Consider the following 19982-nt stretch of genomic DNA (forward strand, 5'->3'; position numbering starts at 1 on the left):
GTGTTCGCGATGAGAGCGGGCAACTGGTGAATTGCAATTCCCGCCACCGCACGCACCAGCTTGGGGCGCTGCTCGATGGCTACGAGCAGTTCCGCAACTTCAACCAGCGCGAACTGGCGCTGATCGAGCCGCTGCGCACGCTGCGCCTCATCCACTACAGCGCCTGGCTGGCGCGCCGCTGGCAGGACCCGATCTTCCCCGCCAACTTTCCGTGGTTCGGTACCAGCGACCATTGGCGCGGGCAGGTGGACATGCTGGTCGAGCAGATCGAGGCGATGCAGGAGGCACCGCTCGCAGCCTAGGGTACGACTGCTCGAACCAGCGCGCCTTGCGCCTTCACGGGTCCGGGCGGTCTGCCGCGCGGTAATAGCCTCCGGCTATTGCTGCGCTTTGTACCTTGCCTGCACATTCCGACCACCCCGCAATGCGGACAAAGCATCACGGGGTTTACACGGAGCCTGGTTGAGAGCCGAGACACGCCCCTGTAGCCCCGGCTGCGTTGTACTTTTCGCACCCTCTGCAAACGATTGTCAATGGGTTTGCACCAATGTGAGAAGTCGCGGAATATCGGAACATGCCCCTTCATAGGAAGAGGCTTTTCTGATTTGTACCGAGATTGCACCGCCCGAAAAACTCTCACTATGCGCATCGCGGTATTCCACGACGATCCCGTCCTGCTTGAAAAGATCCGGGTTCACCTCCAGCCCGAGCATTCCTGCCACTTCTACGTTCACGCCACCAACCTCCTCAAGGACTTCCGGCACGAAACCTTTGACCTGCTGATCGCGGGCTGGCATCTGCGCGACCGCGACGGCATCGAAGTCGTGCAGCGCATCCGCGAGATGACGGGCCAGCATCTGCCCATCCTGGTGATCACCCGCCGCAGCGAAGAGCGCGACGTGATCGAGGCCCTCAGCCGGGGCGCCGACGACTACATGGTCAAGCCCGTGCGCACCGGCGAACTGGCCGCACGCGTTGCCGCCCTGCTGCGCCGCTCGCACCCGCAGGCGCACAGCGAGCAACTGGTGTTCGGCCCCTACCGCTTCGATGCCGAGCAGCGCAATCTCACGCTGCGTGGTGAGCTGATATCCCTCAAGAACCGCGAGTACGACCTGGCCCTCTTCCTGTTCCGCAATGCCGGGCGCCTGCTGTCGCGCTCGCACCTGCGCGAAGCGGCCTGGGGTGAGTTCAGCGATTCGCCCTCGCGCTCGCTGGACACCCATGTCTCGCGCCTGCGCACCAAGCTGCACCTGAGCCCCGACAACGGCTATACCATCAACGCCTTCTACGGCATGGGGTACCGGCTGGACGTGATCGGGCCCATGGACTCCCGGGGCTGAGCACTGCGGCGCCTCCCCGCTGGCGGGCACGCTGCCGGCGCGGCCCGCCCGGCGCACAGCCGCATGCCCGCGCTGCCGTGGTGGTGCGGACACGCGGGCCGTCAACAAATGTCAAAGGTGCGCCGGTGAGCCCTGGGCTCCATTGCCCCACCTGAAGCCGCAAGAGAAGATCGGTAAACCCCGTTGCAAGGGGTTTCACGATGCCTTCACGCCGCCCGTTTTTTTCTGCCGCTTCCACCGCTTTGCGTGCCGCTGCCTTCGCGGCACTAGCGCTCGCAAGCCTGGCGGCCGCGGGGCAAGCCGCGCAAGGCGGCACCGGGCCCGGCACCGCCCCCCAGGCAGAGGACGCGCCCAGCGTCAGCGAAACCTTTGCCCCGGCCGCGGTCGCACCCGGTGAACACAGCACCCTGACCATCACGCTGGCCAACCCCGATCTCGACACGCCCGTGCCGGGCGCCAACGTGGTCAACGAATTGCCCGCGCCGCTGCAGCTCATCCAGGCGGTGCACACCTGTGCCGGCGGCGCCCTGGCCGCCGCTGCAGGCAGCAGCCGCCTGCAGTTGTACAGCGCCACCATCCCGCCCGGCGGATGCACCATCACCGCCGAAGTCACCTGGCCCAAGACGGCGGACGGCATCAAGGCCTGCGCGACGGCGTCGCTGGTCACCAACGCCATCGCTCCCGGTCCGGCGCCCGAGGGTGGCCGGTTCTCCACCGCCGCCGGCCAGATCGACGCCCCCGCCTTCGCCACGCTGGGCTGCTTCCTGGCGCGCCATACGCTGTCCCAGGTGCCCACGCTGGGCGACTGGGCCCGCACCGCGCTGGCGGGCCTGATGGTGCTGCTGGGGGTGGTGCTGGCCGGCCGGCGCATGCCGCTGCGCTGAGCGCAAAGCCCCGGCCGTCGACGGTGCACCGAGGGCGGTGCAGCCCCCTGGCGCCATCTCCGCTATGCTGGCCGCTCTTTCAGCATTCCGTGGCCTCGCGGTTCACCACGCCCATGAAGGACTGGATTCGCAACGCGCTGTCAATCCGGCAGCAACGCCGGCCGGCGCCGGTCGGCTCACGTCCCGCGCCGGGCGCCACGCTGGTGCGCGGCCCGGTCAAGATGCTCGTCACGCACGAGGTTCCGCCCGAGCTGTGGGACTGGCTGGTGCTCTCGGGCTGGCGCAACCTGCCCGTGAAGCACGACCGGCGCAAGGGAATGCGCGCGCCCGCGGGCGCCCTCAAGGAATTGCTGGACGCAGACCCCCAGGAGCGCAACCGCGCGCACAGCCGGATCCTGGAGCAGGCGCAGCCCGAAGAAGACTGAACGGCAGCCGCACCCAACAAAAAAACCCGGCGGTGCGGGACCGCCGGGTTTGCTACATTTTTCATAGCTTCTAGCGCTTGATGCACAAGCGCTAGAGACCCTTTTCACACGCTACGCCAGCAAGGCATTCACGCGCTTGACGTAGGCCGCCGGGTCGTCCGGCAGGCCGCCTTCGGCCAGCAGGGCCTGGTCGAACAGGATGTGCGCCAGGTCGTGGAAGTGCACGCTGCCATCGAGTTTCTTGACCAGCGGGTGCTCGGCATTCACTTCCAGCACGGGCTTGGTGGCCGGGGCCTGCTGGCCGGCCTGCTTGAGCAGGCGCGCCAGCTGCGTGCTCATGCCGTCGTCCTGCACCACCAGGCAGGCGGGCGAGTCGACCAGGCGCGTGGTCACGCGCACGTCCTCGGCCTTGTCCTTGAGGGCTTCTTTCAGCTTGGCCAGCACGGGCTTGAAGGCTTCGGCCGCTTCCTCGGCCGCCTTCTTCTCGGCCTCGTCCTGCAGCTTGCCCAGGTCCACGGCGCCCTTGGCCACGCTTTGCAGCGGCGTGCCGTCAAACTCGTGCAGGTAGTTCAGCGCCCACTCGTCCACGCGGTCGGTCATCAGGAGCACTTCGATGCCCTTCTTCTTGAAGACTTCGAGCTGCGGGCTGTTCTTGGCGGCGGCGAGCGTTTCGGCGGTGATGTAGTAGATGGCCTCCTGGCCTTCCTTCATGCGGGCCTTGTAGTCGGCAAAGGAGACTGTCACGGCATCGCTCTGCGTGGAGGCAAAACGCAGCAGCTTGGCCAGGCGCTCGCGGTTGGCAAAGTCCTCGCCCAGGCCTTCCTTCAGCACCGCGCCAAACTCGGCGTAGAACGCGGTGTACTTGCCTTCCTTGGCCTTGTCTTCCTCGCTCACCACGTCGGTCACGCCATCGGTGCCTTCGCCGGCGGCCTCGTGCTTGTCGTGCTTGGCCAGGTCTTCCAGCATCGACAGAACCCGCTTGGTCGAGCCTTCGCGGATGGAGCGCACGTCGCGGCTTTCCTGCAGCAGCTCGCGGCTCACGTTCAGCGGCAGGTCGGCCGAGTCGATCACGCCCTTCACGAAGCGCAGGTAAGTGGGCATCAGCGCCTCGGCGTCGTCCATGATGAACACGCGCTTCACGTACAGCTTCACGCCGGCCTTCTTGTCGCGGTTCCACAGGTCGAACGGGGCCTTGGCGGGGATGTACAGCAGCTGCGTGTACTCGGTGTTGCCTTCCACGCGGTTGTGCGCCCAGGTGAGCGGCGCTTCGTGGTCGTGGCTGATGGACTTGTAGAACTCGGCGTACTGCTCGTCGGTGATGTCCTTCTTGGGGCGGGTCCAGAGCGCGCTGGCCTTGTTCACCGTCTCCCACTCGCCGGTCTTGACCATGCCGCCGGGCTGGCGGCCGCCGTTCTCGTCGCTGGGGTTGATGAGCTCGCCGTCCTTCCACTCTTCCTTTTCCATCAGGATGGGCAGGCTGATGTGGTCGGAGTACTTGGCGATGACGGACTTGAGCTTCCAGGCGTTCAGGAACTCCCCGGCATCCTCGCGCAGGTGCAGGATGATGCTGGTGCCGCGCTCGGGGCGGGTGATGGTCTCCACCTCGAAGTCGCCCGTGCCGCTGCTCACCCAGCGCACGCCTTCCTCGGCCTTCAGGCCTGCGCGGCGCGATTCCACGGTGATCTTGTCGGCCACGATGAAGCCCGAGTAGAAGCCCACGCCGAATTGGCCGATCAGCTGCGCATCCTGCTTCTGGTCGCCCGAGAGCTTGCCCATGAAGTCCTTGGTGCCGCTCTTGGCGATGGTGCCCAGGTGGTCGATGGCCTCCTGCTGGCTCATGCCGATGCCGTTGTCGGTGATGGTGAGCGTGCGGGCGGCCTGGTCGAAGCTCACGCGCACTTCCAGGTTGGGCGCGTCTTCGTAGAGGGCGTTGTTGTTCAGCGCCTCGAAGCGCAGCTTGTCGCAGGCGTCGGAGGCGTTGGAGATCAGCTCGCGCAGGAAGATTTCCTGGTTGGAATACAGCGAGTGGGTGACCAGGTGCAGGAGCTGGGCCACTTCGGCCTGGAAAGACAGGGTCTGTTTGTTCTGGCTCATGGTGTCTTGAATGGGCTTGGGAATGGCGAAAGCGTTCGCGCGTGCTAATTCGGGGCGCACAGCGGCATTTCAAGGGCAAGGGCCCCGCGCGCGCACAAACATTGTTGACGTTCTGACAACAAAGCCGCCCGCCCGGAGCGCATCGGGCCCCCTACCATCCCCCGACGTCCGGGCGCAACACCGCCCATGCCCCCTTTTCTTTTGATTTCCCTGCGTAGGAGTCCTACCGTGCCCACATCCCTTCAAAAATGGTCTGCTGAATTTCTTGGCACCTTCTGGCTCACCCTGGGCGGCTGCGGCAGCGCCGTGCTGGCGGCCGCCTTTCCGCAGCTGGGCATCGGCTTCCTGGGTGTTTCCCTGGCCTTCGGCCTCACCGTGCTGACGGGCGCCTATGCGCTGGGGCCGATCTCGGGCGGCCACTTCAATCCCGCGGTCTCCGCGGGCCTGGTGCTGGCGGGCCGGTTCAAGCTCTCCGAGCTGCCCGGCTATGTGGTCTCCCAGGTGGCCGGCGCCACCGCCGCAGCGGCCGTGCTGTACCTGATTGCCACCGGCAAGCCCGAGGCCGTCCTGGGCGGCTTCGCCACCAACGGCTACGGCGCCCATTCCCCGGGCGGCTACGGCCTGCTGTCGGCTGCCGTGACGGAGGTCATCCTCACCGCCGTGTTCCTGATCGTCATCCTGGGGTCGACGGCCAAGCGCGCCAAGGGTGGCATGGGCGGCCTGGCCATCGGCCTGTGCCTCACGCTGATCCACCTGGTGTCCATCCCCGTGACCAACACCTCGGTCAACCCGGCGCGCAGCACCGGCCCGGCGCTGTTCGGCCCGTCCTACGCGCTGTCGGAACTGTGGCTCTTCTGGCTGGCCCCCGTCGCCGGCGCCCTGCTGGGCGCAGCCATCTACCGCCTGCTGCTGAGCGACGAGTGACAGGTCGCAGGCCCGCCGCGCGCGGGCCTGCGAACGTGTTGACGATCTCGCGGGGGGATCGTCAACACGGCCTTAGCCGCCGGCGGTGATGCGCTGCACCAGCGTCTGCAGGATGCCGTCGGCCTTGTCGTTGGCCACCTGGCAGGTGCCGGCGGCGGCGTGCCCGCCGCCGCCAAACTCCAGCATCAGGTTGCCGACGTGCACCGGGTTGCCGCGGTCCAGGATGGACTTGCCGGTGGCAAACACGGTGTTCTGCTTCTGCAGGCCCCACAGCACGTGGATGGAGATGTCGCAGTCGGGGAACAGCGCGTAGATCATGAACCGGTTGGTGGCCCAGATGGTCTCCTCCTCGCGCAGGTCCAGCACCACCAGCTTGCCGATGCGGATCCCGCAGCGCAGCAGCTGCTCCCGGGCCTTGGGGGCATGTTCGCGGTACAGCTGAACGCGTTCCTGCACGTCCGGCAGCGCCAGGATCTCGTCAATGGTGTGGTCGCGGCAGTATTTGATGAGGTCCATCATCAGCGCGTAGTTGCTGATGCGGAAGTCGCGGAACCGGCCCAGGCCCGTGCGCGAGTCCATCATGTAGTTCAGCAGCACCCAGCCCTGCGGGTCCAGGATGTCCTGGCGCGAATACTGCGCAGAGTCGGCCTGGTCCACGGCCGCCATCATCTCGTCGGTGATGCGGGGAAACGCTGCCTTGCCGCCATAGTGGTTGTAGACCACGCGCGCGGCCGACGGGGCATGCGCCTCGATGATGTGGTTGGTGTCGCGCCGGCCCGAGTTGCGCACCGTTTCCGACTCGTGGTGGTCAAACACCAGGTGGGCGCCGGGCACGTAGGGCAGGTTGGTGGTGATGTCGCGGCCGGTGATGGCCACCTTGCCGTCCTGCATGTCTTTCGGATGCACGAACGTGATCTCGTCGATCAGGTTCAGTTCGTTGAGCAATACGGCGCACACCAGGCCGTCGAAATCACTGCGGGTCACCAGACGGTACTTCTCGCTGCTCACATGTATCTCCTTGTTACATCGCTGGCCCCCATGGTACCGGCCCCCTTGCAAGCCGCAAGTCCGGTGCGGCATTAAACAGTGCCGCCCAACCCGAAGCCCGAGGGACCGTTGCAGCCGCTCCACCATCTGCGGGGCCAGAGCAGCGCTTTCCCTGCGGTCCGGAAGTCCCTGCGCTGATACACCGTCTGGCGGTTCTTGCCAAACCCTGAAAGCGCGCCAGGGTGGGCTACCCAGGTAAGGCAGCGGTTGGGACGGGCAGTCAATCGCCGCTGGAACGCCCAGTCAAGAGTCCAGACATGCGCCTCCCAGAATTCCTCCCGATGGACGGCGGGCAGCAGTGTGCCGCCACCAGAACCGCATCACAGCCCGGGCCTTGGCCACGGGGGTGTGAAAGGCGACCTTTTCAAGCCTCCTCCTTCTGTCAGTCCTCATGAACCCTACCCTCTTGCGGTCAGCCTGTGCCCTGTTGCTGTGCTGGATGACAGCCTTGGCGGGCGACGCGCACGCTCTGACATTGCGCGCTCAGACCATTCAGCGCGGCGATTTTGTACTGATTGGCAATACGTTGGCGCAAGACTGCGCACTGGGTGTGTCGGTTCCCATCACCGGGAACGTAGGCCCCTGCGGGGCGAACACAGCCGACACTGCGCCAGACGTGTTCTGGAGGGCTGATTCTCCGGCCACAGGGAACGCGGAAGCAAATACCGCGATTACCGCTGCGCAGGCACGCACAACGTCGGTGCTCACACTGCCTGCGGGGGCTGTCGTGACACATGCCTGGCTTTACTGGGCGGCGTCCAAGGTCTCAGGCACAGGCCCGAGCGTTCAACTCGACCTGCCGGGCGGCGGCTCCCAGACGATCACGGCACTGCCGGGTGACATCGTGGTCTCGGGTGGCACAAGATACCGAGCTGCTGCCGATGTGACGGCTCTTGTCCGTGCCCGTGGTGCTGGCGCGTACCGATTCAGCGGTGTGGATGCCGATGCCTTGCTGAACATCAACGATGGCAATCGCTTTGCGGCCTGGTGGATGGTGGTGCTTTATGAACTGAGCAGCGAGCCAGTCCGCTCGCTGGCCCTCTACGATGGTTTTGAAGCGGTGACGACAGGAGCGCCGGCCAACACCACTCTCTCTGGGTTCTTGGTGCCGGCGAGTGTGGGCACCGCGAAGCTGGGCCTTGCCGCCCTGGAGGGTGACGACACCATTTCCGGCGACCGGCTGCTGGTCAATGGCACCGCCGTGTCGAACGCGCTGAACCCGGCCGACAACTTTTTCAACAGCACTCGCTCGCACCTTGGTGCAGCTGTCTCCACAGCGGGCGATTTGCCTCGGCTCGCCGGCACGGCCAATAGCATGAGCGGCCTGGACCTGGACATTGTGGATATCGCGCCCATGCTGTCGGCGGGGGACACGACTGCGCAGGTAGAGATGGAAACCTCTGGCGACGCCTTTCTCGCCGCCACTCTGGTGTCGGCCGTTGAAACCGCACAGCCACTGCTGGCCGGGACCGTTTCGATGTCGGACTTGAATGCAGGCGCTCTCATGCCCGGTGACACCGTCGAACTCACGGTCACCGTCCGCAACGAAGGGGAGAGTGCAGCCTCTGGGGTGGTGGCATCGGAAGTGCTGCCCGCGGGCTTGAGTTACGTGCCGGGCTCACTGGTCTTTGCAGCGGGTCCCAACGCCGGCGCCAAAACGGACAGCGCCGGCGACGACGACGCGGACTTTGACACCGCTACACGGCGCTGGACGGTGCGCCTTGGGCTGGGTGCCAACGCCACGCAAGGCGGCGTCCTGGCGGCTGCAGAGGCAGTGACGGTGCGCTTGCGCGCCCGGGTGGACGCACTTTGCTCGGGTGACCGCACGTTCAATACCCAGCCCCTCATCACGGCGAGCAACGCAAACGACGCCTTGGCGGACGGGAACGCGGCACTCCCCGGCCCGCAGCCAGCCGCGCTTTCGCTGAGTGTCAGGTGCCTGACCACTTCCGTCAGCGGCCCCGGCACCGTGAGCGGGGCCAGCGGCCCTGTTGCCACGGGCGCATCCGTCACCCTGACGGCCAACCCGCACGCCGGAGCGTTCTTCCAGCAGTGGAGTGGCGACGCCAGCGGAAGCGTCAACCCGCTTTCGCTGGCCATTCACACCGACCTCAACGTCATGGGCCAGTTCGCCGCCAAAGCCGCGCAGGTGATCACCGGGTTCGAAGCGACCCCTGCTGTGCCGCCGTACAGCGTTGGCGGAACCTTCACGGTGGGCGCAACGGGCGGGGGATCCGGGTTGCCAGTGGTTTTCAGTAGCAACACTCCGGCCGTATGTACGGTGGCAGGAGCCGTCGTGACGATGCACACCGCGGGCGCTTGCACGCTGGTGGCGTCTCAAGCGGGCGACGCTCAGTTCCAGTCCGCGCCCTCCGTCACGCTGACGCTGTATCTGGGGGTGCCGCCTCCGGCAGCGCAGCCCATCCCGACACTCGGGTGGTGGAGCTTGATGCTGCTGGCCGGGCTCTTGCCCATGGTCGGGCGGCGTGCTCTTGCCCGCAGGTAAGCGCACGGTGCGAACAGCTTGGCGCGCGCCGCAGATGCTCAGGCGCGCACCCGCGCCAGGCTGACTTAAAACCGCTCGTGCGGCGCCAGGTAGCGCCACTGCCCCACCGGCAGGTTGCCCAGCGTCACCCGGCCGATGCGGATGCGCTTGAGCCCCACCACCTTCAGGCCGACCAGCTCGCACATGCGGCGGATCTGGCGCTTCTTGCCTTCGGTGAGGACAAAGCGCAGCTGCTCGGGGTTCTGCCACTCGACCCGGGCAGGCTTGAGCGGCTGCCCGTCCAGCGACAAGCCGTGGCACAGGCGCGCCAGCTGCGCGGCCGGGAACACCGCCTGCACGTTGGTGGCGACCTCGCCGTACTGCACGCGGACCAGGTACTCCTTGTCCACCGTGGAATCCTCGCCGATCAGCTGGCGGGCCACGCGGCCGTCCTGGGTCAGCACCAGCAGCCCCACGGAGTCGATGTCCAGCCGGCCTGCGGGCGCCAGGCCGCGCAGTTGCGGGGGCGAGAACCGCTGGCGGCTCGTATCGCCCGGCCAGTGGGTGCGCGGGTTGATGAGCGCTGCCGCCGGGGTGTGCCCATCTTCCGCCTGGCCGCTCACGTAGCCCACGGGCTTGTGCAACAGGATGGTCACGCGCTGCTGCTGCAACCCGTGGGCCGCCGGGTCGACCTCGATGCGGTCGCCGGGCCCCACCTGCATGCCCATCTCGGCCACCTGGCCGTTGACCCGGACCCAGCCGTGGGCGATCCAGTCGTCGGCCTCGCGGCGCGAGCACAGCCCGAGTTCGGCCATGCGCTTGTTCAACCGCGAACCGCCGGCGCTCCCACCGTTTGCGGCCGCGGCAGCCTTCGCGGGGGCGCTGCGCACGGGCCCGCCACTGGAGCCGGACGGGGCCGGGCGGGGGCGCACGGGTGCCGGTGCCGGCCCCTTGCGGGGTGCAGGCGGCACGGGCGCGGCGCCACGGCCCGCCGCAGGGGCAGGCTTGGGGGCCAGCACGGGGCGGCGCAGGACGGGACGGGCGGCGGTGGCGGAGGCCGGGGCCGGCGGCGCCGCTGGCGCGCCGGGCGGACGGGAGGAAGACGAGGACATTGCCGGTATTTTCGCCTGGGTCCCCTGCGCCGGGTACCTGGGCGCTGGCGGCACGTTCTGCGCCCCGGCAACGCCGCGCCGCGGAGCCCTGCGCACGAGGGGTTTAAGGGTTCCCTCTAGGTCCGCACAGATGTAACTGATTTATACAAGAAGCAATCTTGTTGACGCTACGGCATCCACGGCCTGCAGCTGGGGCTTTCTTCAAAAAGCATAGCATCCTGCCTTTATTTCGCAAAGCTATCAGTGGATCCTCGACAACGCCGGATCCCCAACCGCCCTCTCCCTGCGTTCACTCCTTTTGCCCTGCGGAGCACCCAACATGTAACCGAAACGCCATGCCAATCGCGCATTGCCTGATCCCAAAGGCACATCACGCGCACAGCGGTTTGTGCCTACACTGCCCCGCACCCGAACAGGCCGCGGGCATCGATGTTGCTTGACCTCTGCACCCGCCCACCGTCTTCGTGACCGATGAGGAACCCCATGCAGCCCGCCAGAATTTTCAAATCCCTGTCCATCTCCAGCCGGCTGGGCCTGGGCTTTGGCTGCCTGCTGGCGCTGCTGGTGGCCGTGGCCGCCGTGGGCCAGCTCTCGGTGGGCAAATTGCACGGCCAGATGCAGCTGATCACCGGGGCCGGCGCCGCCAAGGCCAAGCTGGTCAACGGCATGCTGGAGAACGTGAGCGCCATCGGCATCCAGGCCCGCTCGGCGGCCATGCTCAATGACATCGACCCCAGGCAGGCACGCGAGCAGATCAGCGCCGTGGCCAAGACGCTGCAGGACTACGCGCGCCAGGAAGCCGCGCTGGCCGACCTGCTGCCGCCGGCCACCGCCACTCCTGCGGAAACCCAGCTGCTGGGCGAGATTCGCGCGCTGCGGGACAAGACGCGCCCGGAACTGGAAGGCGCCATCAAGACAGCGGACGATGGCGACACCGTGAGCGCCACGCTGGCGCTGATGACGCGGGTGGCCCCATCGGAAGCCCAATGGCGAGCCAAGCTGCGCGAGCTCATCGACCTGCAGAACACGCTGAACGCCGAGGCCACGGCCTCCGCCGAACAGACCCAGCTGCGCGCCCGCACGGTGGCGGCGGTGCTGGTGGCGCTGGCCATCGGCCTGGGCGCACTCATCGCCTGGCGCATCACCGCCAGCATCACGGCGCCGCTGGGCCGCGCCGTGGTGGTGGCCGAGCGCATCGCGCGCGGCGACCTGACCTCGCAGGTCGAGGTGCGCATCCATGACGAGACCGGGCGGCTGCTGGAGGCCATTGCCGCCATGCAGGCGCGGCTGCGCGCCCTGGTGGGCGAGATCGGGCAGGCCGCCGACTCGATCCTCGTGGCCAGCTCCGAGGTCGCGTCCGGCAACCTGGACCTGAGCCAGCGCACCGAGCAGACCTCGCACAACCTGCAGGGCGCAGCCTCGGCCCTGGGGGACCTGACCGGCACCGTGGCGCACAGCGCGGACTCCGCGCGCCAGGCCAACCAGCTGGCCGCCGCCGCGTCGGACACCGCCACGCGCGGCGGCGAAGTGGTGTCGCAGGTGGTGCAGACCATGGACACCATCAGCGCCAGCTCCCGCAAGATCGCCGACATCATCAGCGTGATCGACGGCATTGCGTTCCAGACCAACATCCTGGCCCTGAACGCCGCGGTGGAGGCGGCGCGCGCCGGCGAGCAAGGGCGCGGCTTTGCCGTGGTGGCGGGCGAGGTGCGCAGCCTGGCGGGCCGCTCGGCCACGGCCGCGCGCGAGATCAAGGCACTGATCAGCGCCAGCGTCGACCAGGTGCAGGAAGGCAGCAGCCTGGTCCACCATGCGGGGCAGACCATTGAAGACCTGGTGGTGTCGGTGCGCCGGGTCTCGGACATCATGGGCGAGATCACTGCCGCCACGCAGGAGCAGAGCCAGCGTATCGGCCACGTCAGCCAGTCGGTGGGGCAGCTGGAAGAAATGACGCAGCAGAACGCGGCGCTGGTGGAAGAAGGCGCCGCCGCCGCGGACAGCCTCAAGGACCAGGCCGCGCGGCTCACGCAGATGGTGGGGGCGTTCCGCCTCTCGCGCGACGATGGCGGCAGCGAAGACAGCTGGGGCACGGCCAGCCAGGCGGCAGTGCCAGCGCCTGCGCGCACTGCAGCCCCGCGCCCCCTGGCTGCAGCCACCTCCCGCGCGCCCGCACTGCCGCGCAGCTAGGGATTGCTCACGCTTTTTTGCCAGCGAGAAAGCCGCCCCGCAGCGAGAGCGTCGCCCCCGCGGGAAGGCGCGCGGCGTCTCAAGAGGGCGTCACACTGGACCGCAGGGCGGCCAGGTCCAGCACGCGCAGGCCGCCGTACTCCACGCGGATGGCGCCCTGCGCCTCCAGCGCCGCCAGCGCCTCGTTCACCCGCTGGCGCGACAGGCCCACCAGGTAGGCCAGCTCCTGCTGCGTGATGCGCAGCACCTCGCCCACGCCGGGGTACAGCACCGGGTTGAACAGCGACGCCAGGCTGCGCGCCACGCGCACGTCGGGGTTGTTCAGGCGGTCGATCTCGCGCGCGGCGATGAACTGCCCCAGCCGTTCGTTGAGCTGGTTCATCACGAAACGGTTGAAGCCGATGGAGTGGTCCAGCAGCCAGTGGAAGCTGTCCACCGGCAGGCCGGCCACCACGCTCTTGCGCAGCGCCTGGATGTTGTAGCGGTAGGGCTCGCGCTTGAGGGCCGTGCCCTCCCCGAACCAGCCGCCGGGCGGCAGGCCGGCGTAGGTCATGGTCTGCCCCTGCGCGTTGTCGCTGCTCATCTTGAGCAGGCCCTCGACCACCCCGAACCAGTACGTCACCGGGCGCCCCACGCGGCACACGTAGTCGCCCGCATTGGCGTCGCCCACGAGCAGCGAAGCCACCGCGCGCTCCCGCTCAGCCGGCTGCAGCAGCCCCAGCCACGGAATGCCGTCCAGCTCGGCGGCGGAGGGCGAGCGGCGGCGCTGGTGCAGCGACAGGTCGTGGTGCGTGCGGTGGTCCATGGGCAGGGCGGGGAGCGGGCCGAGTATCTCGCAGGAGACCGCCGGCGGGGTGCAGGAACCCGGGCGGCCCCGCTCGCGCACGGTGCGCCGGGTGGGGGCCTCCGGGAATACCACGATCCAGATTGTCGTCAGACCGACAAAAAAATGCCAATTCTGACGGGATGATGGCGCCTCCCCGGGGCCGCTTGCGGCTGCCCGGGATTTCTTGAGGAGACCCCGTGATGTCCACCCCGCATCTGCCGGCCGCCGCCCGGCCTACCCTGACTGCCGCCCTCCCCCCAGCGCACGCCACGCGCCGCCGCTGGCTGGCCGCTGCCGCTGCCGCCACCTGCGCGCCCTGGCTGGGCGCGGGCCGCGCCCACGCGCAGGAAGGCGCCGTGCGCATCGGCCAGTCCACCGCCCTCACCGGGCCACTGGGCGACCTCGGCTCCGCCATGCACCAGGGCGCCAAGGCCGCCTTCGCCGCCATCAACGCCCGGGGTGGCGTGCACGGCAAGGCCGTCGAGCTGGTCACCCTGGACGACGCCTATGAGGTGCCCAAGGCGCTCGCCAACGTCGACCAGTTCCTGGCCGACCGCGACCTGTTCGCGCTGTTCAACTGCATGGGCACGCCCATGATCGAGGCGATGCTGCCCAAGGTCATCGACAGCGGCATGCCGTTCGTGGCGCCCTTCACCGGGGCGCAACTCAGCCGCGTGAAAAGCGCGCGCAACGTCTTCAACATCCGCGCCAGCTATGCCGACGAGGCCGAAAAGCTCGTGCAGCACCTCTCGACCATCGGCATCCAGCGCCTGGGCATCGTGTACCAGAACAATTCGTTCGGCAAAGAGGTGTTCCAGTCCGCCAGGCAGTCGATGGACCGGCTCAAGCTGCCCGAGGCCCTGGCCGTGACGGTGGAGAACAACGCCTCGGATGCCGGCGCCGCCGCTGCCAAGCTCGCCGGGGGCCATCTGGAGGCGGTGGTGATCGGCCTGGCCGGCAAGCCCACCCTCGAGTTCGTCAAGGCGTTCCGCGCACTCCAGCGCGGCGTGGCGCTGTATGCGCTGTCCGTCATGGGCACGCCGGCAACCGTCAAGGCCCTGGGGCCGGACGCCACGGGCATGGCCATTTCCCAGGTGGTTCCGCTGCCGTCGAACGTCGTCATGCCGGTGGTGCGCGACTTCCAGGCCGCGTGGAAGGCGGCCGGCGCGACGGCGGAACCGTCGCACCTGGCGCTGGAGGGCTACATCAACGCCCGCGTGTTTGCCGAGGCGCTGCAGCGCGCGGGCCGCAACCCCGGCCGCGCGGCCTTCCTGGATGCACTGTGGGGCCTCAAGAAGTGGGACCTGGGCGGCTTCGAGATCCACGCCACCACCCCGGACCGCAATGCGTCGCGCTTCGTGGAGCTGACGCTGGTGGGCCGCGACGGGCGGTTTCTGCGGTAGCGCCGCAAGCGGCAAGCCGCTTGCGGCCCTCCAGGCTCACGGCACCTGGACCACCACGGGGCTGGACAGCGGCCCCTCGTTGCCAGAAGCATCCAGCATGCTGACCTGGTAGCTGTGGCTGCCGGACGGCGCCCCGGTGTCGGTGTAGGCCGGGCTGGTGGCGGTGGCGATCGCCACGCCGTCCCGGTACACCCGGTAGCCTGCTGCGGCCCCGGCGATGAACGACTGCTTCACGGCCTGCATCTGCGGGTTGGTGCCGGACGACGGCAGGTAGCCGTAGTTCACCGTCCACACCAGCGTGCCGCCCAGCCCTTGCTCGCGCACCCACTTGCCTTTTTCGGCAATGGAGCGCTCGTCCTCGTAGCTCAGGTACGTGACGGGCACGTCGGACGCGCGCCACCACGGATGGCTGTAGGTGATGTAGCTTTGCTTGGCCACATCGTCCCAGTGGTAGGTGGCGCCGATCTGGCCAAAGGCGTTGTCCTCCACCAGCCGCTGGTAGTTGTTCATCCAGTCGCCGTTGTTCATCCAGCCCTGCATGCCGGCCGTGCTCTGGCGCGGGCCGGTCACCGGGTTGTTGAAGTACGCGCCGTACAGGCCGATGCCGATGCCCAGCTTGGCTCGCGGAATGCCGGCGTCCAGGTAGGTCTGCACGGTGGAGGCCACGGAGGTCGGGTGCAGCGGCCCTTCGCCGAACAGCGGCGAATGGTGCCAGGACAGCCAGCCCCAGTCGCCCGTCATGCTGTAGGTCATGAGGTTGAAGCGGTCCACCACCGCAGCCACCTCGGCATGCCACTGGGTCACGTCCTTGTTGTTCACGTTCACCCAGAAGCCGGGCCAGCTGATTTCCAGCGGCGTGGCCTGGTAGCGGGGGCGCTGCTGCGACGCTGCACGCAGTTCGCGCAGCAGGGCCAGCGCCTGGGCGCGGCTTTGGTCGGTGTCCAGGCCTTCTTCCCAGTCGATGTCCACGCCGTCGTAGTTCTTCTGCTCGGCCTTGTCCAGAAGGTTCTTGATGAACCGGGCGCGGATCTGCGGGTCGGCGGTGGCGGCACGGAAGCCCGGGCCGTCGCCTTCGCCGCCCACCATCATCACCGCCTTGGCGCCGCTGGCGTGGGCCTTGGCGATCAGCGGCTCCTCGACCTCGGTGTGCGCACCGCCCGCACCTTCCACCAGGTCGCCGGCCTGCCCGCCCAGCGGACCGGTGCCCGGGGCGTACCGCCCGAAGACGAAGTGCGTCATGGTCGTCATGTCCACCGCCTCGGGCGGGTAGGTGTGCCAGTACCAGCCGGCGTAGTAGCCATAGACCCATTTGCCGCTCTGCGCCACCGGGTTCCAGCCCAGGCGCACCCCTTGGGACGTGGTGCTGGCCGTCACGCCGCCCACCTGCGGCAGCGAGTTGGTGGCCTCCACCGCCAGGGTGACCGTGGCGCTGGCCGTCTGGCCGGCGCTGTTGGCGCAGACCAGCGCATACGCCGTGGTGGCCGACGGGCTCACCGGCTCGCTGCCCTGGGTGGCGCGCGCGCCGCTCCAGCCGCCCGACGCCGTGCACTCCGCCGCGTTGTCGGCCTGCCAGTTCAGGCTGGCGCTTTCGCCGCGCCGGATGGTGGCGGGCGTGGCGCTGAAGTGCGCAATGCTTGGCGCCCCTGGCGGCGTGCCGCGCACCACGACCACGGTGGACGCGCTGGTGCTGTCGCCCTGCGCGTTCTGGCAGTCCAGGCTGTAGGTGGTGGTGGCGGCCGGCGTGACGCTGGCCGAGCCACTGGCGGGGCGGCTGCCGCTCCACCCGCCCGAGGCCACGCACCCCACGGCGCCCTCGGTGGTCCAGCCCAGCGTGCTGGCGCCGCCCGCGTCGATGGTGCCCGGCTCCGCCAGGAACGACACGATGCGCGGCGCGGGGGCCGGTGCCGGCCCGGTGCCGTCGACCACCAGCTGCGCCAGCCCTTCGCCGCCGGCTTCGAAATACTCCATGCGCACGGTGTGCTCGCCCGCGGAAAGCGGCACGGTGGCCGTGTCCATGGTGATGCCATGCGGCGTCCAGTTGTCAATGACCGGTCGGCCGTCGACCAGAACGCGCACACCGTCGTCGGTGAAGGTGGTGAAGGTCGCACTGCCGCCGGGGAACGACAAGGTGGCCGACCAACGCGCCGAGAAGCTGTCCACGGGCAGCCGCGGGTCCGGGCTGTCCGTCATCCAGTAGCGGTCGATGGGGCCGTTCTCGCAGCGCGTGAGCACCGCCGGCCCGGACAGGGCCGTGTTGGGGAAATACTCGGCCAGCCATTGGCCGGGTGCGCAAGCCTGCGCCAGGGCGCTGCCGCTGGTCCACGCCAGCGCAGCCACCACCGGCACCGCCCAGGCACGCAGCCAGGTGCGCAGGCGCCCTGGGGCAGGCCCTGCGGCGCCGCTGCTGCGGCCGCGGCCGCCGTGTGCGTTTGATACATGCATCAGAAAACCTCCCAAGAAAAAATGTCCATGTCGTTGTCCCCTCAAAACCTGTTCAAGACCGCTGGCCCCGTGGTCCTGCACGCCGGCGCAGCCGCAGCCCGCCCAGGCCGGCCAGCGCCAGCGCCGCCAGGCCCAGCGCGGGTCCGCCGGCGGCGGGCACGGCCGCGGGGGCCGCGGCCACCACCGGGGTGTCGTCGCAAGGCCCCGCCACCGCGCGGGGCGCGCTCCAGCGGGCCGGATCCATCTGCACGCCCCCGGCCGCGTCGCCAAAGCCGCGCGGCAGGCCGCCGGGGCCACCGCGGTCAAAGAACACGTTGTTGGTGCCGTCGGCCTCCCACGTCACGGGCGGCACCAGCGCGACGCCGGTGGCGCTGAACTGGCCGGTGCGCAGCCCGTCGGACACCAGCGCGCTGGCCATCTGCGTGAGCACGCCGCCCGCATCGGTGGCCACATTGCCGTCCAGCGTCTCCAGCGGGAACGCGCGCAGGCTGTGCCGAAAGACGGCCGTGCCGCCGCTGTCGAGCCGCCAGATGGCGCACTGCAAATCGCCCGGGGTCCAGGTCTGGGCGTGGGCCGTGGCGCCGCCGTTGTCCATCACCAGGGTGAGGCTGTAGCGGTCGCCGTCCCGCACCTCGGGAATGGTCGAATCGGCCACCGTGCCCGTGTACGTGGTGGCATAGGGCGCGGCGGCCGCCGTGGCAACGGCGGTCGACAGGACGAAGGCGGCAAGGGCAGTGCGAAAAGGTGTGACCATGGGTTTTGAATAAAAATGGGCTCCAGCGCTTATCCATAAAGCGCAGGCAGCTATTAAATAAATAGCAACCAGGCCGCGCATTCGGCCACGCTGGCGGAACGGCGGCCTCCGCCACCGAGTTGCAGCGATTGTGGAAAGCGCCCCCCTGCCGGTCCATTCGCCTGAAGGATTACGACTTCGAAGCCCCGGTCGTACGACCTGGGCGCCTGCACAATGCAAGGCCCCGCAGAACCGATCACCGCACCACGCGCAGGAGACAGGCCCATGGCCGCAGAGGGCACACCACCGACGGCAACGCCAGCGCAGGCGCAAGCCGCCATCGAGCAGGAGGCGATCCGCCGCATGCAGGCCGTGCTGGTGGGCGCGATGCCGCTGATGCCCACGCTGCCGCTGGTGGCCGCCGGGGCGCTGTGGAGCCGGTGCGGCGGCTGGCAGCTGGGCGCCTGGCTGCTGGCGGCGCTGCTGGCGCCCGGGCTGCGCTACCTGCTGGTGCGCCGCTACGCGGCCAGCGTGACGGACCACGCCAGCGCCGTGCGCTGGGCCAACGAGGTCACGGTGTCGGCGCTGCTGGACGGCGTGGCCTGGGGCGTGGCCGGGATGCTGTTCCTGGTGCACGACTCCCCGGCGCTGCAGATGCTGCTGATCACCATGGTGGTGGGCACCTCCACCGGCTCGATCTTCGTCACCTCGTTCTGGCCCCGCTCCGAATTCGCCTTTGCCGTGCCTTCCGTGGGGCTCACCGCCCTGGCGCTGGCCCTGCAAGGCAGCGAGGGCGGCGTGGGCATGGGCGTGGGGCTGGTGTTCTTCCTGGGCATCCTCTACCGCATCATGGGCCAGGCGCACGGCATGACGATGGAGACCATCCGCCTGCAGTTCGAGAAGATCGCGCTGGCCGAAAGCCTGCAGCAGCAAAAGGAACTGGCCGAGCAGGCCAGCCTGGCCAAGACGCATTTCCTGGCCGCCGCGAGCCACGACCTGCGCCAGCCGCTGCACGCGCTGGGGCTGTTCGTCACCGCGCTGCAGCAGCGGGCCGGCGGGTCCGGGCTGGAGGCCCTGGCGGACCGCATCGCGGGCAGCGTGGGTGCGCTGGAAGGCCTGCTCAACGCGCTGCTGGATGTCTCGCGGCTGGACGCCGGCGTGCTGCAGCCCCAGCGCGGCCCCGTGCCGCTGCACGGGCTGCTCGACCGGCTGGCGGCAGAGTTTGCGCCACTGGCGCAGGCCAAGGGCCTGGCGTGGCGCTGCGAGGGGCCACCCGTGGTGGTCGAGTCCGACCCCGTCCTGCTCGAAACCATGCTGCGCAACCTGCTGTCCAACGCCGTGCGCTACACGCACGCGGGCGAAGTCGCGCTGCTGTGGTACACGCAGGACGGCACCACCGTGCTGCAGGTGCGCGACACCGGCGTGGGCATCGCCCCGGAGCACCACCGCGCGGTGTTCCGCGAATTCGTGCAGCTGCACAACCCCGAGCGCGACCGCAGCAAGGGCCTGGGCCTGGGCCTGGCCGTGGTGGAGCGCCTGGGCAAGCTGCTGGGCCATGCCCTCACCCTGAACTCCGCCCCCGGCCGGGGCAGCACCTTCGTGCTGGCGCTGCCCGTGCGGGCCGCCGCGCCGGCGCAGGCCGCATCCTCGCCGTCCGAAGCGGTGCCCGAATCACCGGCCGATGCTGCGGGCGCGCACATCCTGGTCATTGACGACGAAGCCGGCGTGCGCGACGCCATGGCCCTGCTGCTGGGCGACTGGGGCTACCAGGTGACGCTGGCCAGCTCCGCCAGCGAGGCCCTGGCCCGTCTCACCCACGCGCCGCACGCCATCGTGGCCGACTACCGCCTGCGCGACGAGCGCACCGGCGCCGAGGCCATCGCGCAGGTGCGCGGCGCCTGGGGTAGCGCCATCGCGGCACTGATCGTCACCGGCGACACCGCGCCCGACCGGCTGCGCGAGGCCAGCGCCAGCGGACACCCGGTGCTGCACAAGCCCGTGCCCGCCGCGCGCCTGCGGGCGTTCCTGCGCCAGGCCACCCGCCGCCCGGCAGCCGCGCCGGCCTGATCCAAGAACGTGC

At 69.0% G+C, this 19982-nt stretch carries 14 protein-coding genes and 1 pseudogene; 9 read left to right on the top strand and 6 right to left on the bottom strand.

Annotated features, from left to right (window positions below; all coding sequences use genetic code 11):
* Window positions 1-41: 41 nt before the first annotated feature.
* The 4 genes and pseudogenes from ACOYR3_RS20960 to ACOYR3_RS20975 all read left to right on the top strand — a co-directional run.
* Window positions 42-302: pseudogene (locus tag ACOYR3_RS20960) on the top strand (serine/threonine protein kinase); the annotation flags it as partial.
* A gap of 339 nt (window positions 303-641) precedes the next feature.
* Window positions 642-1340 (top strand): response regulator transcription factor, encoded by a 699-nt coding sequence (locus tag ACOYR3_RS20965; RefSeq protein WP_422844232.1) that lies wholly within the window; start codon window positions 642-644, stop codon window positions 1338-1340.
* A 200-nt stretch (window positions 1341-1540) separates the two neighbouring features.
* Entirely contained in the window at window positions 1541-2224 is a 684-nt protein-coding gene (locus ACOYR3_RS20970) for a hypothetical protein (protein WP_422844233.1), read from the top strand.
* Window positions 2225-2313: 89 nt separating this feature from the next.
* Complete coding sequence (locus tag ACOYR3_RS20975; protein WP_422844234.1) at window positions 2314-2649, top strand: hypothetical protein; 336 nt, start codon at window positions 2314-2316, stop codon at window positions 2647-2649.
* Between the two features lie 111 nt (window positions 2650-2760).
* Here ACOYR3_RS20975 and htpG read toward each other — a convergent pair whose 3' ends face one another.
* Window positions 2761-4743 (bottom strand): molecular chaperone HtpG, encoded by a 1983-nt coding sequence (gene htpG / locus ACOYR3_RS20980; RefSeq protein ID WP_422844235.1) that lies wholly within the window; start codon window positions 4741-4743, stop codon window positions 2761-2763.
* Between the two features lie 186 nt (window positions 4744-4929).
* Between htpG and aqpZ the strand changes: the two genes are divergently transcribed.
* Complete coding sequence (gene aqpZ / locus ACOYR3_RS20985) at window positions 4930-5667, top strand: aquaporin Z (protein WP_422844236.1); 738 nt, start codon at window positions 4930-4932, stop codon at window positions 5665-5667.
* Between the two features lie 72 nt (window positions 5668-5739).
* Here aqpZ and ACOYR3_RS20990 read toward each other — a convergent pair whose 3' ends face one another.
* The gene (locus ACOYR3_RS20990; RefSeq protein WP_422844237.1) at window positions 5740-6675 is read right to left on the bottom strand and encodes an exopolyphosphatase; all 936 of its coding nucleotides are present in this window, start codon (window positions 6673-6675) and stop codon (window positions 5740-5742) included.
* 430 nt (window positions 6676-7105) lie between these two features.
* On the opposite strand from ACOYR3_RS20990, the gene ACOYR3_RS20995 reads away from it, so the two are divergent.
* Complete coding sequence (locus ACOYR3_RS20995) at window positions 7106-9220, top strand: InlB B-repeat-containing protein (RefSeq protein WP_422844238.1); 2115 nt, start codon at window positions 7106-7108, stop codon at window positions 9218-9220.
* 65 nt (window positions 9221-9285) lie between these two features.
* Here ACOYR3_RS20995 and ACOYR3_RS21000 read toward each other — a convergent pair whose 3' ends face one another.
* Complete coding sequence (locus ACOYR3_RS21000) at window positions 9286-10014, bottom strand: pseudouridine synthase (protein WP_422844239.1); 729 nt, start codon at window positions 10012-10014, stop codon at window positions 9286-9288.
* Between the two features lie 780 nt (window positions 10015-10794).
* On the opposite strand from ACOYR3_RS21000, the gene ACOYR3_RS21005 reads away from it, so the two are divergent.
* Window positions 10795-12498 carry a methyl-accepting chemotaxis protein gene (locus ACOYR3_RS21005; protein ID WP_422844240.1) on the top strand — a complete coding sequence of 568 codons (1704 nt, stop codon included), beginning with the start codon at window positions 10795-10797 and terminating at the stop codon, window positions 12496-12498.
* Between the two features lie 79 nt (window positions 12499-12577).
* On the opposite strand, the gene ACOYR3_RS21010 is transcribed toward ACOYR3_RS21005, so the two are convergent.
* A complete protein-coding gene (locus tag ACOYR3_RS21010) occupies window positions 12578-13303 on the bottom strand; it encodes a Crp/Fnr family transcriptional regulator (RefSeq protein WP_422844241.1) in 726 nt (241 codons plus the stop codon).
* Between the two features lie 221 nt (window positions 13304-13524).
* Here ACOYR3_RS21010 and ACOYR3_RS21015 point away from each other — a divergent pair, with 221 nt between their 5' ends.
* The gene (locus ACOYR3_RS21015) at window positions 13525-14727 is read left to right on the top strand and encodes an ABC transporter substrate-binding protein (RefSeq protein ID WP_422844242.1); all 1203 of its coding nucleotides are present in this window, start codon (window positions 13525-13527) and stop codon (window positions 14725-14727) included.
* A 36-nt stretch (window positions 14728-14763) separates the two neighbouring features.
* On the opposite strand, the gene ACOYR3_RS21020 is transcribed toward ACOYR3_RS21015, so the two are convergent.
* Together ACOYR3_RS21020 and ACOYR3_RS21025 are read right to left on the bottom strand one after the other, a co-directional pair.
* A complete protein-coding gene (locus ACOYR3_RS21020; protein ID WP_422844243.1) occupies window positions 14764-17169 on the bottom strand; it encodes a glycosyl hydrolase family 18 protein in 2406 nt (801 codons plus the stop codon).
* Window positions 17170-17221: 52 nt separating this feature from the next.
* Window positions 17222-17923 (bottom strand): hypothetical protein, encoded by a 702-nt coding sequence (locus ACOYR3_RS21025; RefSeq protein WP_422844244.1) that lies wholly within the window; start codon window positions 17921-17923, stop codon window positions 17222-17224.
* Between the two features lie 264 nt (window positions 17924-18187).
* Between ACOYR3_RS21025 and ACOYR3_RS21030 the strand changes: the two genes are divergently transcribed.
* Window positions 18188-19969 carry a hybrid sensor histidine kinase/response regulator gene (locus ACOYR3_RS21030; RefSeq protein ID WP_422844245.1) on the top strand — a complete coding sequence of 594 codons (1782 nt, stop codon included), beginning with the start codon at window positions 18188-18190 and terminating at the stop codon, window positions 19967-19969.
* Window positions 19970-19982: the final 13 nt, after the last annotated feature.

This window comes from Acidovorax sp. M2(2025) (assembly GCF_049330835.1).
Taxonomy (GTDB): Bacteria; Pseudomonadota; Gammaproteobacteria; order Burkholderiales; family Burkholderiaceae_C; genus Acidovorax.

Excerpts from the sequence above, each read along its gene's own strand:
- ACOYR3_RS20965 (WP_422844232.1), top strand. The coding sequence starts at position 642 with ATGCGCATCGCGGTATTCCACGACGATCCCGTCCTGCTTGAAAAGATC.
- ACOYR3_RS20970 (WP_422844233.1), top strand. The coding sequence starts at position 1,541 with ATGCCTTCACGCCGCCCGTTTTTTTCTGCCGCTTCCACCGCTTTGCGT.
- htpG (WP_422844235.1), bottom strand. The coding sequence starts at position 4,743 with ATGAGCCAGAACAAACAGACCCTGTCTTTCCAGGCCGAAGTGGCCCAG.
- aqpZ (WP_422844236.1), top strand. The coding sequence starts at position 4,930 with ATGCCCCCTTTTCTTTTGATTTCCCTGCGTAGGAGTCCTACCGTGCCC.
- ACOYR3_RS20995 (WP_422844238.1), top strand. The coding sequence starts at position 7,106 with ATGAACCCTACCCTCTTGCGGTCAGCCTGTGCCCTGTTGCTGTGCTGG.
- ACOYR3_RS21000 (WP_422844239.1), bottom strand. The coding sequence starts at position 10,014 with ATGGCCGAACTCGGGCTGTGCTCGCGCCGCGAGGCCGACGACTGGATC.
- ACOYR3_RS21005 (WP_422844240.1), top strand. The coding sequence starts at position 10,795 with ATGCAGCCCGCCAGAATTTTCAAATCCCTGTCCATCTCCAGCCGGCTG.
- ACOYR3_RS21010 (WP_422844241.1), bottom strand. The coding sequence starts at position 13,303 with ATGGACCACCGCACGCACCACGACCTGTCGCTGCACCAGCGCCGCCGC.
- ACOYR3_RS21015 (WP_422844242.1), top strand. The coding sequence starts at position 13,525 with ATGTCCACCCCGCATCTGCCGGCCGCCGCCCGGCCTACCCTGACTGCC.
- ACOYR3_RS21020 (WP_422844243.1), bottom strand. The coding sequence starts at position 17,169 with ATGCATGTATCAAACGCACACGGCGGCCGCGGCCGCAGCAGCGGCGCC.
- ACOYR3_RS21025 (WP_422844244.1), bottom strand. The coding sequence starts at position 17,923 with ATGGTCACACCTTTTCGCACTGCCCTTGCCGCCTTCGTCCTGTCGACC.
- ACOYR3_RS21030 (WP_422844245.1), top strand. The coding sequence starts at position 18,188 with ATGGCCGCAGAGGGCACACCACCGACGGCAACGCCAGCGCAGGCGCAA.